Below are 15,351 nucleotides of genomic sequence, written 5' to 3'. Positions count from 1 at the left end.
GCCTCAGCGCCCCGCGCGGGCCGTCTCCAGGAGTTCCTCCGCGTGCGCCCGCGCCGTCTCGGAGTCCTCCTGCCCGGCGAGCATCCGGGAGAGTTCGCGCACCCGGTCCTCGCCCTCCAGGACCGTGACACCGCTGCGGGTCACCGAACCGTCGTGGGTCTTCTCCACGAGCAGCTGCCGGTCGGCGAAGGCCGCCACCTGCGGGAGGTGGGTGACGACCACGACCTGGGCCGACCGGGCCAGGCGGGCCAGCCGGCGGCCGACCTCCACGGCGGCCTTGCCGCCGACGCCCGCGTCCACCTCGTCGAACAAATACGTCGGTACGGGGTCGGAACCGGCGAAGACCACCTCGACCGCGAGCATCACCCGGGACAGTTCACCGCCCGAGGCGCCCTTGGCGATGGGGCGGGGCGGCGTGCCGGGGTGCGGGGCGAGGAGGAGTTCCACCTCGTCGGCGCCGGTGGGGCCGTAGGCCACCGTACGGCCGCCGACCTCGACGCCGTCGCTCTCGTCGGCGGTCTCCGGCAGCTCCGTCTGACCGATCTGGACGCTGACCCGGGCGTGCGGCATGGCCAGCTCGGCCAGCTCGGCCGTCACCGCGTCGGCGAATCGCTTCGCCGACGCCTCCCGGGCGTCGGTCAACGCCTGCGCCAGCTCGCCCAGTTCCGCGCGCAGCGCGTCGCGCTCCGCCGCCAGTTCGCCGATCCGGTCGTCGTCGCCGTCCAGCTCGGCGAGGCGGGCCGCGCCCTCCTCGGCCCAGGCCAGCACGGCGGCGATGTCCGCGCCGTACTTGCGCGTCAGGTGCGTGAGCGCGGCCCGGCGCTCCTCGACGGCGGCCAGCCGCAGCGGGTCCGCGTCCAGTCCGTCCGCATAGCTGGCCAGTTCGCCAGCCACGTCGGCCATCAGGATGCCGATCTCGCCCAGCCGCTCGGTGAGCGCGGACAGCGCCGGGTCGTGGCTGCGTACGGCGTCCAGCGCCCGGTGCGCGCCCGCGACCAGCGTGCTGGCGTCGACGGCCTCCAGGTCCTCCGGGTTTCCGGTGAGCGCGGCGTGCGCGGCCGACGCGGCCGACGCCAGCGCCTCGGCGTGGCCGAGCCGTTCGGCCTCGGCGGCCAGCTCGGCGTCCTCGTCCGGCTGCGGTTCGACTCCGGCGATCTCCTCCAGGCCGAAGCGCAGCAGGTCGGCCTCCTGGGCCCGTTCGCGGGCCCGGGTGGTCAGCTCGTCCAGTTCGGCGGCGACGGCGCGCAGCCGCCGGTACGCGGCGGTGTACTTGGCGAGCGGTACGGACACCGCGTCGCCCGCGTAGCGGTCCAGGGCCTGCCGCTGCCGGGCCGGGCGCAGCAGGCCCTGCTGGTCGGTCTGGCCGTGCACGGCCACCAGGTCGTCCGCCAACTCGCCCAGCAGCCCGACCGGGACGGAACGGCCGCCGACGTGGGCGCGCGAGCGGCCCTCGGCGGAGACCGTGCGGCTGATCAGCAACGTCCCGTCGTCCAGCTCGGCGCCCGCCTCCTCGGCGCGCACCGCGGCCGGTGCCGCCGGGCCCACCGTTATGCGGCCCTCCACGACCGCCGATTTGGCTCCGATCCGCACCAGGGCGGGGTCGGCGCGCCCGCCGAGCAGCAGCCCGAGGCTGGTGACGACCATGGTCTTGCCCGCGCCCGTCTCGCCGGTCACCGCCGTGAAACCCGGCGACAGCTCGACGACGGCATCGTCAATGACGCCCAGGGACCTGATCCGCATCTCCTCCAACACGGATACGACCTTACGAGGTCCCGGGCCCGCCCCGCGACGGCCTCCCCTCGCCCGGCCGCCGTGCCCTGCGGAAAACCCCACCCCGAGAACGGGTGATCTCCTCATGGTGGCGCCCCTGTCCCGCCCGTCACGCTGGTGGGAGCACGACCGGGAGGGGGCGGAAGAGGGCGGTCTCCATGCCGGTCCACATGTCGATTCTTTTCCGTATCCGCCCTGGACCGCGGCCCTCGCGCCGCCACAGTGGGAGCAAGAACATGACCGGACGACCGGCCGGGCCGGACACCGCACACCGCACCCCCCGGCGGCACGGCCACCCCACCCGCCGTACTGCCCTGCTGCTGGCCGCCTGCACCGCCCTGGCCGCCACCGTTTCCGCGCCGGCCGCCGCGCAACCGGGCCACGCGGCCCGGCCGGGGGCGGCCACGCTGCAAGGCGTGTGGCAAATGGACGGTTACGGCACGTACGTCACCATCGACGGGCAGCGGCTGCGCGCCTACGAGACCACGGCTGTCAGCTGCCTCCCCGGCTCCCTGGCCGGCGTCCGCGAGAGCGGGCCCGACGCGCGGGGCCGGGTGCGCTTCGCCGTACCGGGCTCGGCGCGTGTCACGGTCGCCCCGCAGAACGCCCACGAGGCCCGCCTGAGCATCGAGGACAACGTCGGCCACCGCACCCTGCACCGCGTGGCCGGGCTGCCCGCCCGCTGCCACCAGGAGCCGCCGGAGGACGCCCGTGGCGCCCGTGCGGTCTTCGACGTCTTCTGGCACACCTACGCCGAGAACTACCCGTTCTTCGCCGCCAAGGGCATCGACTGGGCCGCGGCGCGCGACCGGTACCGCCCGCGCGTCCCCGACGGGACGAGCGACGACGCGCTCTTCGCCGTGCTCCGCGAGATGATCGAACCGCTGCACGACGGGCACACCAAGCTGGCCGCGGGCCCCGGCCGCGAGTACAGCGGAGTGCGGCCCGGGACGACCCTCCCCTCCGACACGCTCCTGAAGCAGGTGGACGCGGCGATCGGCGCCAACCTCGGCCGGGACGTCACCCTGCGCCGGTGGGCCGGGGGCGCGCTCTCCTACGCCGACCTCCCCGGCCGTCTCGGCTACCTCCGCATCACGTCCTTCACCGGCTACACCGACCAGGACGACTACGCGAGCGATGTCGCGGAGCTGGACCGCGCGCTGGACGCCGTGTTCACCAAGGGCCGTACGTCCGGACCGAAGGCCCTGCGCGGTCTCGTCGTCGATCTGCGGCTGAACGGCGGCGGCTCGGACCCGCTGGGGCTGCGCGTCGCCTCCCGCCTGACGGACCGCCCGTACCTCGCGTACCGCAAACACGCGCGCAACGATCCGGCCGACCCCCGGAAGTTCACCCCCGACCAGCCCGCATGGATACGCCCGCACGACGGCCCCCGCTACACGGGCCCGCTCACGCTGCTGACCGGACCGCTCACGATCAGCGCGGGCGAGACCTTCACCCAGGCCCTGCTCGGCCGTACCCCCGCGCCGGTGCGCATCGGGGAGAACACCCAGGGCCTCTTCTCCGACACCCTGGACCGCACCCTGCCGAACGGCTGGAGGTTCGCGCTGCCCAACGAGGAGTTCCTGACCGCGGAGGGGCGCACGTTCGACGGGACGGGCATCCCCCCGGCCGTCCGTGTCCCGGTCTTCGCCGCCGAGGACCTGGCGGCCCGCCGTGACCCGGCCCTGTCCCGCGCCCGGGCCCTCCTGGCCACCGGCCGCCCGATGCCATGACCCGGGTCGCGACGGGCCGCGGATCGCCCTTCACGTTCATCGCGTTGCTGGCGGCCCTCTCCGTCCCGTTCTGGGTGGCCGGTGCGGTCTTCGACCTGTCCGGCGTGCTGCCCATGGGCATGCCGCTGAGCGCGTTCCAGTTCGTCCTGCCGGTGGCGGTGGCCTCGCTCCTCCTCTTCCGGGAGGAGGGCGGGCGCGGGGTGCGACAGCTGCTGCGGCGGACGTTCTCCGTGCGCGGCGCGGCGCGGCCCGGCTGCTGGGCGCTGTCCGTCCTCCTGATACCCGCCCTGTTCCTCGTGACGTACGGACTGCTGTCGGCGGCCGGGGCGCCGCCCAGCGGGCCGCACTCCCCGCTCGCGTCCGTGCCGCTGCTCCTCGTCCTGTACGTCGTCGCCGCCGCTGCCGAGGAAGCGGGCTGGACGGGGTATCTGCTGGAACCCTTGCGGGAGCGGTGGGGGACGCTCGGCGCGGGCCTGGTCATCGGCCTGGTGTGGGCCGCCTGGCACGTCGTCGCGTACGCCCAGGCGGGCCGTTCCGCCGGGTGGACGGCCGGACAGGTGCTCGGTTCGGTCGCGGTGCGGGTGCTGATGGTCCGGCTGTACGACCGCTCCGGCGGGGTCGTGCTGACGGCCGTCGTGGTGCACACCGCGATCAACGTCGTCGAGTCGGTGTTCCCCGGCTACACCGAGCACGCCGCGCCCGCCCTCGTCCTCGGCGCGGCCGCGTCGCTCACGGCCGCGCTCGTGACGCTCCTGGGGCCCCAGCCCCGGCCCCGAGCCGTGCACCCGCTCCGGGCCCGGGGCGAGCCGATACCCGCCCGCCCAGCCACGGAGCCCCTACCTGCCGACCCCGCGGCGGGGCCCTTACCCACCCGCCCCGCGGCGGAGCCCGTACCTGCCCGCCCCGCAGCGGAGCCCGTACCTGCCCGCCCCGCGGCGGCTACTGCGGTGCGCCGCGCCAGCCCGCCACCGGCAGGGCGAACTTGGCCACCAGACGATCGGTGAAGGAGGCGTGATGCAGCCGGGCGAGGCGTACCGGGGTGGCGCCGCGGCGGACCTCCACCCGCGCGCCCGCGGGCAGTTCGACGCTGCGGCGGCCGTCGCACCACAGCACACCGTGCGGCGTCTTGGGCTGCACCTCGACGGCCAGTACCGAGTCCGGCGAGGTGACCAGCGGCTTGGCGAACAGCGCGTGCGCGCTGATCGGCACCATCAGCAGGGCCTCGACCTCGGGCCAGACCACCGGGCCGCCCGCCGAGAAGGCATAGGCGGTGGAGCCGGTCGGGGTCGCGCAGACGACGCCGTCACCGCCGAAGCGCGAGACGGGCCGCCCGTCGACCTCGGTGACGACCTCCAGCATGCGCTCCCGCGCCGCCTTCTCCACGGACGCCTCGTTCAGGGCCCAGTCGGTGTGCGCGACGCTGCCGTTGTTGCGCACCAGGACGTCGATGGTCATCCGCTCCTCGACCTCGTAGGAGCGGGTCACGACCCGGTCGACGACCTTGTCCAGGTCGTCCCGCTCGGCCTCCGCGAGGAAGCCGACCCGGCCGAGGTTGACGCCGAGCATCGGCACCCCGGACGTCCGGGCGAAGTCCGCGCCGCGCAGCAGCGTCCCGTCCCCGCCGAGGACGACCAGCAGTTCGCAGCCCTCGGCCGCGCACTGCTCGGACTCGACGCGGACCACGGACGCCGGCAGCGGCAGGTCCGCCGCCTCCTCGGCCAGGACCCGTACGCCGATGCCGCTGCGCAGCAACCCCTGGACGACGAGTTCGGCGCTGCGGACGGCCGCGGGACGGCCGGTGTGCGCCAGCAGGAAGACGGTGCGCTCCCCGGACGGCGCCGGGCCGTCGCCCGGGGACGGTGCGGTACAGGTGGTGCGCGAGCCGGCTGTCTCAGCCGCTCCGGATGCTTCAGAACTGGTCAACGGGGCCCCTCCGCCACTGCTCGGTCGACGTCCGCCGGGTCGAGTGCGTCGGCCCCGGCGCGCAGCCACAGAAAGTACTCGACATTGCCGGAGGGCCCGGGCAGCGGGCTGGCGGTCACCCCGGCCACCCCCAGTCCCAGCGCGGCGGCCCGCTCGGCGACACCGCGTACCGCCTCGGCCCGCAGTTCGGCGCTGCGCACCACTCCGCCGCTGCCGAGGCGCTCCTTGCCGACCTCGAACTGCGGCTTGACCATCAGCACCAGGTCGGCGTCGGGCGCTGCGCAACGGACCAGGGCGGGCAGCACCAGGCCCAGCGGGATGAAGGACAGATCGCCGACGACGAGGTCGACGGGCTCGCCGTCGAGCTGCTCCAGCGTCAGCTCGCGCACGTTGGTGCGGTCCTTGACGGTGACCCGGTCGTCGCTCTGCAGCGACCAGGCGAGCTGTCCGTATCCGACGTCCGCGGCGACGACGTGCCCCGCGCCGGCCCGCAGCAGGACGTCCGTGAAGCCGCCGGTGGAGGCGCCCGCGTCCAGCGCGCGGCGGCCCGTCACCTTCAGGCCGCGGGGTGCGAACGCGGCGAGGGCCCCGGCCAGCTTGTGGCCGCCGCGCGAGACGTAGTCCGGGTCGCTGTCGTCGTCGCGCACGACCAGGGCCGCGCTGGTCTCCACCTGGGTGGCGGACTTGGTCGCCGTCGTCCCGCCGACGGTCACCCGCCCCGCGGCGATCAGCTGGCTCGCGTGTTCGCGCGAGCGGGCCAGCTTGCGGCGCACCAGCTCCGCGTCGAGTCGGCGTCGTGCCACTCCTGCCACCTGTGGTTCAGCTCCTGTTGTCGTACGTTGCGGACGGCTGCGGGGACGGCGCCGCGCCGGACGGGCCGGCGGGCCCGGGGCGCCGGTCGAGCGCGGCCAGCGCGTCGCGCAGTCCCCGGTGCACATCCTCGTACACCTCAAGGTGTCCGCTCGCGGCGAGGTGGTCGGCGTCGGCCAGGCGCCGCAGCTGGGCGTCGACGGCGGCGTCCCCGGTGGGCGTCACCCCGACACCCAGCGGCTGCGGTCCGGCGGGCCCGGTGCCGTTCCGGGCCGGCTGGTCCGCAACGGTGCCACTCGGCTCCGGGCCACTCTGCTCCGGACCGACCGGGCCGGTGCCGACCGGCCCGGCGCCGTCCCGCTCCGAGCCGCCCCGGTCCGAGCCGCCCGAGCCATAGGAGCCGTACGAGCCGTACGAGCCGTACGAGCCGTCCCGGTCCCGGCCGTCCGAGCCACCCCGGTCCCGGCCCTGCGGGCCACCGGAATCAGGCCCCTTCGGCCCCCGCTCGTCCGGTACCCCGCCGCCCACCGGCTCCTTCGGCTCTTCCATGCCCCGACGCTACCTCGAACCGCCCGCCGACCGGGCCACCGCCCGCCCGTCCCGCACCGGCGTATCGTCGATCTCGATGGCAACCCTCGAAGAGTGCCGCGCCGCCCTCGGCCGGCTCGCACAGAACCTGTCCACCGCCGACGGCGACATCCGCAGCGCGGCCGCCTTCGACCGTTCGCTGAGCTGCCGGATCACCGACCTGGACGTCACCTTCACCGGCCGGCTCGCGAACGGCACCCTGGAGGACGTCACGAACGTCCCCGGCCCGCCGCCCGAACGCGCCCAGATCCGCCTGACCATGCGCGGCGACGACCTGGTCGCCATGGTCGACGGCGAGCTGCACTTCGCCAAGGCGTGGGGCAGCGGCCGGGTCAAGCTGGAGGCGGGCTTCCGCGACCTGCTGCGCCTGCGGTCGCTGCTCTGACCGTAGCCGCGGGCCGGCCCCTCACCCGTACGCCTCGCAGCGCCCCGGCCCCCGCTCAGGACGCCGCGGCCCCCGCCGCCGTACGCGCCTTGCGCGCCGCCGGCACCACCAGCGGCGTGCCCGTCTCCGGGTCGTCGATGACCTGGCACTTCAGGCCGAAGACCCGCTCGACGAGGTCGGCCGTGACGACCTGCTCCGGCGGTCCCTCGGCGACGATCTCGCCCGCCCGCATCGCGATCAGGTGCGTGGCGTAGCGCGCGGCGTGGTTGAGGTCGTGCAGGACGGCGACGAGGGTGCGCCCCTGCTCCTCGTGGAGTTCGGCGCACAGGTCCAGCACCTCGATCTGGTGCTGGATGTCGAGGTAGGTGGTCGGCTCGTCCAGGAGGAGCAGCGGTGTCTGCTGGGCCAGGGCCATCGCGATCCACACGCGCTGCCGCTGTCCGCCGGAGAGTTCGTCGACGTAGCGCTCGGCCAGTTCGCCGACGCCGGTCGCGTCCATGGACTCCCGTACGATCCGCTCGTCCTCGCCCGACCACTGGCGCAGCAGTCCCTGGTGCGGGTAGCGGCCGCGCGCGACCAGGTCGGCGACGGTGATGCCGTCGGGCGCGATGGAGGACTGCGGGAGCAGCCCGAGGGTGCGGGCGACCTTCTTGGCGGGCAGCGAGGAGATGGCCGCGCCGTCCAGCAGGACGGAGCCGGCGGCGGGCTTGAGCATCCGCGACAGCGCGCGCAGCAGCGTGGATTTGCCGCAGGCGTTCGGCCCGACGATGACCGTGAAGGACTGGTCCGGTATGGCCACCGAGAGGTCCTCGGCGATGACCCGCTGGTCGTAGGCGAGGGTCACGTTCTCGGCCGTGAGACGGCTCACTGGTTGCTCCTTGTAGCGGTCTGCGTCGTGGGGGCCTGGGGCGGCTCGGTCGGAGTGGCGGGAACGGGGGCGGAAGCGGGAGCGGAGGCGGAGGCGGAAGCGGAGGCCGTTCCGGGCTTCCGTGCGGCAGCCTGGGGGCTCATATCCGTCCCGCCTTGCGTTCGGAGGCCAGCAGCCACAGCAGGTAGCCGCCGCCGAGCAGACCGGTCAGCACACCCACCGGGAGCTGGTCGGCGCCGAAGATCTGCTGCGAGAGCCAGTCGGCGGTGACCAGGAGGGCGGCGCCCATGAGGGCGGCGGGCAGCAGGTTGGGGCCGGGCGAGCGGGTCAGCCGGCGGGCCAGCTGCGGAGCGGTCAGCGCGAGGAAGGCGATCGGTCCGGCCGCCGCGGTGGCCGCGGCGACCAGCAGGACGGCCGCCGCCAGCAGGACGACGCGGACCCGGGTGACCGGGACGCCCAGCGCGTACGCGGCGTCGTCGCCCATCTCCAGCATCCGCAGCGGCCGCCCGTACAGCAGCGACAGCGGGATCAGCAGGGCGCAGACGATCGCCAGCGGCCAGACCTGATCCCAGTCCCGGCCGCTGAGGGTGCCGGTCATCCAGGTGACGGCCTGGGTCGCCTCGACGATGTTCGCCTTGGTCATCAGGTACAGGACGATCGCGTAGAGCATCGCGGCGGCACCGATGCCGACGAGCACGAAGCGGTAGCCGTGGATGCCGCCCTTCCAGGCCAGCAGAAAGATCGCCAGCCCGGTGACGAGGCCGCCGACGACCGAGCCGGCCGCGACGGCGAAGGTGCCGCCCTGGAAGAAGACCAGGACGAGCAGCGCGCCGGCCGTCGAGCCCTGGGAGAAGCCGAGCACGTCGGGGCTGCCGAGCGGGTTGCGGGAGACGGCCTGGAAGACCGCGCCGGCGACCCCGAAGGCGGCGCCGACCAGCAGCCCGACCAGGACCCGCGGCAGCCGCAGGTCGTTGACGATGAACTCCTGCGCGGCGGTGCCGGACCCGGTGAGGGTGGCGAGGACGTCTCCCGGACCCATCGGGAAGTCGCCGGTGCCGATCAGCAGCACGCTCGCGAACAGGGCCACGGCCGTCAGCAGCACGCAGACCACGAGGGTCCGTACGTCCAGGCGCACGGACAGCCCGCCGGCGGTGCGGACCGCCCGCACGGCCCTGCCGGTCCGCGCGGCGGCCTGCCCGGCCGCCGGGGAATCGTTTCGGCCGGTGTCGGTCTTGACGGTGGAACTCACAGCTGGGCCATCCTCCGACGCCGTACGAGGTAGATGAAGACCGGGCCGCCGACGACGGCGGTCACGATGCCGACCTGGATCTCGCCGGGCCGCGCCACGACGCGCCCCAGGATGTCCGCGCCGAGCAGCAGGACCGGCGACAGGACCGCCGAGTACGGCAGGATCCACCGCAGGTCGGGGCCGGTGACGGCGCGCACGACGTGCGGGACCATCAGGCCGACGTAGACGATCGGGCCGCAGGCGGCGGTCGCGCCGCCGCACAGCAGGGTGACGGCGATCATCGCCAGCACCCGGGTGCGGGTCAGCCGGGCGCCCAGGGCCCGCGCCTGGTCGTCGCCGAGCGCGATGGCGTTCAGGGGACGTCCGACGGCGAGCGCCAGGACGGCGCCGGCCAGGAGGAACGGCGCGACCTCCTGCACGGTGGTCAGGGTGGCGGAGGCCAGCGAGCCGACCGTCCAGAAGCGCATCCGGTCCAGCGCCGCGGTGTCCAGGAGGTTGACGGCGTTGATGTAGCCGATCAGTACGGCGGACAGGGCGGTGCCGGCCAGCGCGAGCCGTACGGGGGTGGCGCTGCGGGTGCCGCCGAGCACGTACACGGCGACCGAGACGACCGCGGCGCCGAGGAAGGCGAACCACACGTACCCGGTCAGTGAGGTGATCCCCAGGAAGCTGATGGCGGAGACGACGGCCGCCGAGGCGCCCGCGTTGATGCCGAGGACGCCGGGGTCGGCGAGGGGGTTGCGGGTCAGTGCCTGCATCACGGTGCCGGCCAGCCCCAGGGCCGCGCCGGCCAGCAGGCCGAGGAGGGTGCGCGGCAGGCGGACGTCCCGTACGACCACGTCGGTGTCGTCACCCGTGTAGTGGAAGAGGGCGTGCCAGACCTGGTCGAGGGGTACCTGTTTCGCGCCGACGACGATGCCCAGGGCGGCCACGACCACCAGTGCGCCGACGGAGGCGACGAGCCCCGCCGAGCGAGTGATCTGCCGCCGCCGCGGGGCCGCGGGGGCGTTTGCTGCTTCGGGGGGACTGTCAACCAACACGGGAGTTAGGTTAGCCTACCCTCACGATCAGACATCAAGTCGTTCTGCAGGGCCTTTTACCGGCCCTTTGCCGTCCGGCCTGAAGTCCGTCCGAAAACGCACTGAAGACCGTGAACGACCGGCTGAAGTCCCGTCAAGCCCTGACGGCCGTGCCGAGGCCCAGCCCAGAGAGAAGCGCATCGACCATGAGCACCCCCCGTAGCGTATCCCTGTCCCGACGCGGCGTTCTCGCCGCCGGTGGCGCCGTCGGCGTCGGCGCCCTGCTGGCCGCCTGCGGAGGCGGCAAGGACAAGGACGCGGGCACGGGCGCGGGCGCGCAGGGGAACGTCAAGGGCGGTGCCTGGTCCTTCACGGACGACCGCAAGAAGAAGGTCTCGCTGGACCACACGCCGCAGCGCATCGTCGCCTTCACCGGCACCGCGGCCGCGCTGTACGACTTCGGCATCGACAAGCAGGTCGTCGGCGTCTTCGGCCCGACCAAGCTGAAGAACGGCAAGCCGGACGCGCAGGCCGGCGACATCGACGTGGACCGCCTGACCATCATCGGCAACGCGTACAACCAGTTCGCGGTCGAGAAGTACGCGGGCCTCGACCCGGACCTGCTGATCACCAACATGTTCGAGCCGAACGCCCTGTGGTTCGTGCCGGACGAGAGCAAGGACAAGATCACCAAGCTGGCCGAGACGGTGGCGATCACCGCCTCCCGCACCCCGCTGGTGAAGATCATCGAGCGGTACGCCGAACTGGCGCAGTCCCTCGGCGCCGATCTGAAGGCCAAGAAGGTCACCGACGCCAAGGCCCGCTTCGAGAAGGCCGCCGCCGAGCTGCGCAAGGCCGCCAAGTCCAACCCGGTCCGGGTGCTCGCCTGCTCCGGCAGCGCCGACCTCTTCTACGCCTCCAACCCCGGCATCAACTCCGACATCATGTACTTCAAGTCGCTGGGCGTGGACATCATCGTCCCCGACAACCTGGACAAGGGCGGCTACTTCGAGAACCTGAGCTGGGAGAACGCCGACAAGTACCCGGCCGACGTGCTCATGCTCGACAACCGCACCTCCGCCCTCCAGCCCAAGGACCTGGCCGCCAAGCCCGCCTGGAACAAGCTGCCCGCCGTCAAGGCCGGACAGGTCACGGGCTGGTCCAGCGAGCCGCGCTTCTCCTACGCGGGCGCCGCGCCGCTGATGGAAGAGCTGGCCAAGGTCATCCAGAACGCCAAGAAGGTCGCCTGACGCACCCCGTGGCCGGCCGCCGCACCGGCCGGCCACGGCACCGCGCCACCCCGCGCGGCACACCGCACCGCCCCCACCGCAGTCACCGAGTCACGGTTCCGGGAGGTTCCTCCGCATGACCACGACCGCCGCACCCGCCACCACCCCGTTCCGCTTCTTCGACGTGCGCGTCGTGCGCACCCGCCGGCTCGGCCCCTCCATGGTCCGGATCACCTTCGGCGGCGAACGGCTCGACGAGATGGCCTCCGGCGGCCGTGACCAGCGCTTCAAACTGTTCCTCCCGCAGGCCCACCAGTCCGAGCCGGTCTTCGCCGACCAGAGCGAGAACTGGTACCCCGCCTGGCGCGCCCAGGACCCCGCCGAGCGGCCGCTGATGCGCTCGTACACCATCCGCGAGCAGCGCCACGAGCCGGCCGAGATCGACGTGGACTTCGCGCTGCACGGCGCGGACGTCCCGGGTGCCGCGGCCGGCGGCCCGGCCTCGCGCTGGGCGGCGTCCGCCGTGCCCGGCGACCGCGTCTCGGTCCTCGGCCCGGCCGTCGAGGACAACGGCGGCGTCGACTTCCGCCCGCCGCCCGGCACCGACTGGATCCTGCTGACCGGCGACGAGACGGCGCTGCCCGCCGTGGCCGGCATCCTGGCCTGGCTCTCCCCCGGCACCCAGGCCAAGGTCTTCCTGTCCGTCGCCCACGCGGCGGACCGCCAGGACCTGCCCACCTTCGCGGACGCCGACATCACCTGGCTCGTGGCCGACGAGCGGCCGGCGGACGGGCAGGACGCCCTGCTGGAGGCGGTGCGTGCCGCCGAACTGCCCGAGGGCACGCCGTACGCCTGGATCGCGGGCGAGGCGGGCAACGTGAAGATGCTGCGCCGCCACCTCGTGCGGGAGCGCGAGTTCGACCGCCGGGCCGTGAAGTTCACCGGCTACTGGCGGCGCGGCGCCAGCGAGGAGGACCTGCTCGCGGAGTACATCGCGAGCACGGCCGCCGGCGACGCCGCCGACAACGAGGACTGACCCGGCCGCGGCTCCGGCCCCCGTACCGTGCGCGTACGACGGTCCGTACACGCACCACAGGGAGGGGCCCCGCTCGTCAGCGAGCGGGGCCCCTCCCTGCTTTCCAGCGCTTGCGCGTCACAGCCCGAGCCGCGCCAGCGCCTTCCCCGCGTCGGCGCCGCACGTACCGTCCCCGGCCGCCGTCCAGGCCGCCGCGCACAGCGCCCGCAGTCCGTCCAGCGGCGCGCCGTCCCCGTCCAGCGCCAGCACGCCGTCCCGTACGGACGCCGTCCAGCCGCCGCACCCGAAGCCGTCCGCCTCCTCGGACACCTCCGGCTGCGGGCCGAGCACGCCGCGCAGGTCCGCGTCGACGTAGGTGGGGCGGTGCTGCGGCGGAGCGGCCAGCAGTCCGGCCGCGGTGGTCACGCCGGTCAGCACCAGCAGCGAGTCCACACCGCCGTTGTAGGCGCCCTCGATGTCCGTGTCGAGCCGGTCGCCGATGACCAGCGGCCGCTGCGCCCCCGTACGGAGCACCGTCTCGCGGTGCATGGGCGTCTCCGGCTTGCCCGCCACCTGGGGCGTGCCGCCGGTGGCGGTGCGTACGACCTCCACGAGGGCGCCGTTGCCCGGCGCGATGCCGCGCTCCTTGGGGATCGTCAGGTCCGTGTTGGAGGCGAACCAGGGCACGCCGCGCTGGACCGCGTAGGCGGCCTCCGCCAGCCGTTCCCAGTTCAGTTTCGGGTCGAATCCCTGCACCACCGCGGCCGGGTCGTCGTCCACGGAGTCCACCGGCACCAGCCCGCGCTCGCGCAGCGCCACCCGCAGGCCCTCGCCGCCGACCGCCAGCACCTTGGCGCCCTCGGGCACCTGCCCGGCGATCAGCCGGGCGACCGCCTGCGCCGAGGTGATCACGTCCGTCGGGGCGGTCGGCAGCCCGAAGCCGGTGAGCTGGCCGGCGACCGCGTCCGGCGTCCGGGAGGCGTTGTTGGTCACGTACGCCAGGTGCATGCCGCCGTCCCGGGCCGTGCTGAGCGACGCGACGGCGTGCTCGATCACCGAGCCGCCGGCGTAGACGACTCCGTCCAGGTCCAGCAGCGCCGTGTCGTACGCCTCGCTCAGTGCCCGTTCGCACCGTCCGGGCTGCTTGCGCACCCGCTCGCTCATGCCGTTTCGCTCCTTCTGCACAGGTGGTTCCGCCGACTCCGCGGGTCCCGCGAAACGGAACCCGGCCTACCGGTACATCCGGTGGGACAACGGTTTCCCCCCGATCATCCCGTACTCCCGAAGGCGGCATAGCATTCCCCAATGACCAGCACCGACGGCCTCCGCCTCCACCCCTTCCGCGGGCTGCGCTACGCCCCGGACCGCGTCAGCAGCCTCACGGCCGTCACCTCCCCGCCGTACGACGTCGTCGTACGGCCGGACGGTGTGCGCCACCTCGAAACGGCCGACCCGTACAACATCGTGCGGCTGATCCTCCCGCAGGCCCCCGATCCCGCCACCCGGCACCGCCAGGCCGCCGAGACGCTGCGCCGCTGGCGTGCGCAGGGCGTCCTGGCCACCGACGACCGGCCTGCGCTCTACGTGTACGAGCAGAGCAAGGGCAGCCTCCTGCAGCGCGGCCTGATCGGCGCACTCGACCTCGACGGCCCCGTCCTGCCGCACGAGGACGTGATCCCCGAGGTCGTCGAGGACCGCGCCGCGCTGATGCGCGCGGCCGCCGCCAACTTCGAGCCGCTGCTCCTGTCCTACGTCGGCCAGGGCACCGGCAACGGCGCCACCGGCGTCATCGAACGGACCGTCCGCACCACGCCGCTGCTCTCCACCACGACCGAGGACGGCTTCGCGCACCGCCTGTGGGCCGTCACCGACCCCGCCGACCTGACCGCCGTCGACGAGGACCTCGCGATACGGCACGCCCTGATCGCCGACGGGCACCACCGCTGGGCCACCTACCAGCGGCTGCGCGAGGAGCACCCCGCCAACGGCTCGGCGAGCCCCTGGGCGAGCGGCCTGGTGCTGCTGGTGGACTCCGCCCGCCACCCGCTCCAGGTGCGGGCCATCCACCGCGTACTGCCGCACCTGCCGCTGGACGGCGCGCTGGCCGGGCTGGACGGCGCCTTCCACGTCCGGCCGGTGGACGGCCCGCTCGACGCGGCGCTGGCGGTGCTGGACGGGACGCCCGGCAACGCCTTCCTGCTGGCGTCGGGGCCGGAGCGGTTCTGCGTGCTGGACCGCCCGGACCCGGAGCTGCTCCACCGGACGATCCGCCGGGACCGCCCCGCGGCGTGGCGGGAGCTGGACGCCACCGTGCTGCACTCCGCCCTGCTGGACGAGGTGTGGCGGATCCGCGACCACCCGTCCGAGATCAGCTATCTGCACAGCGCCGCGGACGCCGTCGAGCAGGCGGCGAAGCACGGCGGTACGGCCGTCCTGATGCGCCCGGTCCTTGAGCAAACTGTGCGCCAACTCGCCATGGACGGAGTGACCATGCCGCGCAAGTCGACCTCTTTCGGGCCCAAGCCGGCCACTGGTCTGGTTCTGCGCGTACTGGACGAAGAGCTCTGACTCCGGTCCGTCCCGAGGCCTGAACCAGGCTGTCCCGAGGCCTGGTTCCGGGCTGTACGGCTCTCCGCCGCCCGTCGCCGGCCCGGCGCGCGTGTCCCGCGCCGGCGCCTCGGCACCCCCTTCTCTCCCGTCGCGCAAGTTAGGTTAGGCTTACCTCATCACGTAAGCGGATGGAGCCGTTCCCCCCTGCGCCG

The 15,351-nt window shown here is 74.0% G+C and carries 14 protein-coding genes; 6 read left to right on the top strand and 8 right to left on the bottom strand.

The window, feature by feature from the left end; translation table 11 throughout:
* Positions 1-3: 3 nt before the first annotated feature.
* Positions 4-1,740: a DNA repair protein RecN gene (gene recN, locus OEIGOIKO_RS32955; protein ID WP_125059264.1), complete on the bottom strand. Its 1,737-nt coding sequence runs from the start codon at positions 1,738-1,740 to the stop codon at positions 4-6.
* Positions 1,741-2,006: 266 nt separating this feature from the next.
* On the opposite strand from recN, the gene OEIGOIKO_RS32950 reads away from it, so the two are divergent.
* Both OEIGOIKO_RS32950 and OEIGOIKO_RS32945 read left to right on the top strand, forming a co-directional pair.
* A complete protein-coding gene (locus OEIGOIKO_RS32950; protein ID WP_125057099.1) occupies positions 2,007-3,503 on the top strand; it encodes a S41 family peptidase in 1,497 nt (498 codons plus the stop codon).
* Positions 3,500-4,507: a CPBP family intramembrane glutamic endopeptidase gene (locus tag OEIGOIKO_RS32945; RefSeq protein WP_125057098.1), complete on the top strand. Its 1,008-nt coding sequence runs from the start codon at positions 3,500-3,502 to the stop codon at positions 4,505-4,507. Before OEIGOIKO_RS32950 ends, OEIGOIKO_RS32945 begins: the two co-directional genes overlap by 4 nt.
* Here the strand turns inward: OEIGOIKO_RS32945 and OEIGOIKO_RS32940 are convergent.
* The 3 genes from OEIGOIKO_RS32940 to OEIGOIKO_RS44010 all read right to left on the bottom strand — a co-directional run bounded on the left by OEIGOIKO_RS32940 (position 4,443) and on the right by OEIGOIKO_RS44010 (position 6,785).
* On the bottom strand, positions 4,443-5,315 hold the full coding sequence (locus OEIGOIKO_RS32940) for an NAD kinase (protein WP_032928120.1): 873 nt from the start codon (positions 5,313-5,315) through the stop codon (positions 4,443-4,445). The two genes, OEIGOIKO_RS32945 and OEIGOIKO_RS32940, sit on opposite strands and share 65 nt — an antisense overlap.
* A 107-nt stretch (positions 5,316-5,422) precedes the next feature.
* Positions 5,423-6,238: a TlyA family RNA methyltransferase gene (locus tag OEIGOIKO_RS32935; protein WP_125057097.1), complete on the bottom strand. Its 816-nt coding sequence runs from the start codon at positions 6,236-6,238 to the stop codon at positions 5,423-5,425.
* A 7-nt stretch (positions 6,239-6,245) separates the two neighbouring features.
* Entirely contained in the window at positions 6,246-6,785 is a 540-nt protein-coding gene (locus OEIGOIKO_RS44010) for a hypothetical protein (protein WP_371858987.1), read from the bottom strand.
* A 76-nt stretch (positions 6,786-6,861) separates the two neighbouring features.
* Between OEIGOIKO_RS44010 and OEIGOIKO_RS32925 the strand changes: the two genes are divergently transcribed.
* The gene (locus tag OEIGOIKO_RS32925; protein ID WP_125059262.1) at positions 6,862-7,209 is read left to right on the top strand and encodes a sterol-binding protein; all 348 of its coding nucleotides are present in this window, start codon (positions 6,862-6,864) and stop codon (positions 7,207-7,209) included.
* Positions 7,210-7,264: 55 nt separating this feature from the next.
* Here OEIGOIKO_RS32925 and OEIGOIKO_RS32920 read toward each other — a convergent pair whose 3' ends face one another.
* The 3 genes from OEIGOIKO_RS32920 to OEIGOIKO_RS32910 all read right to left on the bottom strand — a co-directional run bounded on the left by OEIGOIKO_RS32920 (position 7,265) and on the right by OEIGOIKO_RS32910 (position 10,366).
* Positions 7,265-8,077, bottom strand: coding sequence for an ABC transporter ATP-binding protein (locus OEIGOIKO_RS32920; protein ID WP_031010640.1), 813 nt, complete (start codon positions 8,075-8,077; stop codon positions 7,265-7,267).
* A 139-nt stretch (positions 8,078-8,216) separates the two neighbouring features.
* Entirely contained in the window at positions 8,217-9,326 is a 1,110-nt protein-coding gene (locus tag OEIGOIKO_RS32915; RefSeq protein WP_125057096.1) for a FecCD family ABC transporter permease, read from the bottom strand.
* Positions 9,323-10,366 carry an iron chelate uptake ABC transporter family permease subunit gene (locus OEIGOIKO_RS32910; RefSeq protein WP_125057095.1) on the bottom strand — a complete coding sequence of 348 codons (1,044 nt, stop codon included), beginning with the start codon at positions 10,364-10,366 and terminating at the stop codon, positions 9,323-9,325. The genes OEIGOIKO_RS32915 and OEIGOIKO_RS32910 overlap by 4 nt, the downstream gene beginning before the upstream one ends.
* A gap of 185 nt (positions 10,367-10,551) precedes the next feature.
* Between OEIGOIKO_RS32910 and OEIGOIKO_RS32905 the strand changes: the two genes are divergently transcribed.
* Both OEIGOIKO_RS32905 and OEIGOIKO_RS32900 read left to right on the top strand, forming a co-directional pair.
* Positions 10,552-11,595 carry an ABC transporter substrate-binding protein gene (locus OEIGOIKO_RS32905; protein ID WP_125057094.1) on the top strand — a complete coding sequence of 348 codons (1,044 nt, stop codon included), beginning with the start codon at positions 10,552-10,554 and terminating at the stop codon, positions 11,593-11,595.
* 115 nt (positions 11,596-11,710) lie between these two features.
* Positions 11,711-12,610 carry a siderophore-interacting protein gene (locus OEIGOIKO_RS32900; RefSeq protein ID WP_125057093.1) on the top strand — a complete coding sequence of 300 codons (900 nt, stop codon included), beginning with the start codon at positions 11,711-11,713 and terminating at the stop codon, positions 12,608-12,610.
* 117 nt (positions 12,611-12,727) lie between these two features.
* On the opposite strand, the gene OEIGOIKO_RS32895 is transcribed toward OEIGOIKO_RS32900, so the two are convergent.
* Positions 12,728-13,753 (bottom strand): HAD-IIA family hydrolase, encoded by a 1,026-nt coding sequence (locus OEIGOIKO_RS32895; RefSeq protein ID WP_125057092.1) that lies wholly within the window; start codon positions 13,751-13,753, stop codon positions 12,728-12,730.
* Between the two features lie 141 nt (positions 13,754-13,894).
* Between OEIGOIKO_RS32895 and OEIGOIKO_RS32890 the strand changes: the two genes are divergently transcribed.
* Positions 13,895-15,157 carry a DUF1015 family protein gene (locus OEIGOIKO_RS32890; protein ID WP_125057091.1) on the top strand — a complete coding sequence of 421 codons (1,263 nt, stop codon included), beginning with the start codon at positions 13,895-13,897 and terminating at the stop codon, positions 15,155-15,157.
* Positions 15,158-15,351: the final 194 nt, after the last annotated feature.

The sequence above is a fragment of the Streptomyces paromomycinus genome (assembly GCF_003865155.1).
Lineage (GTDB): Bacteria > Actinomycetota > Actinomycetes > Streptomycetales > Streptomycetaceae > Streptomyces > Streptomyces chrestomyceticus.
Note: the sequence above shows the minus strand (reverse complement) of the source record. Positions and strands in the feature narration are given on the sequence as shown.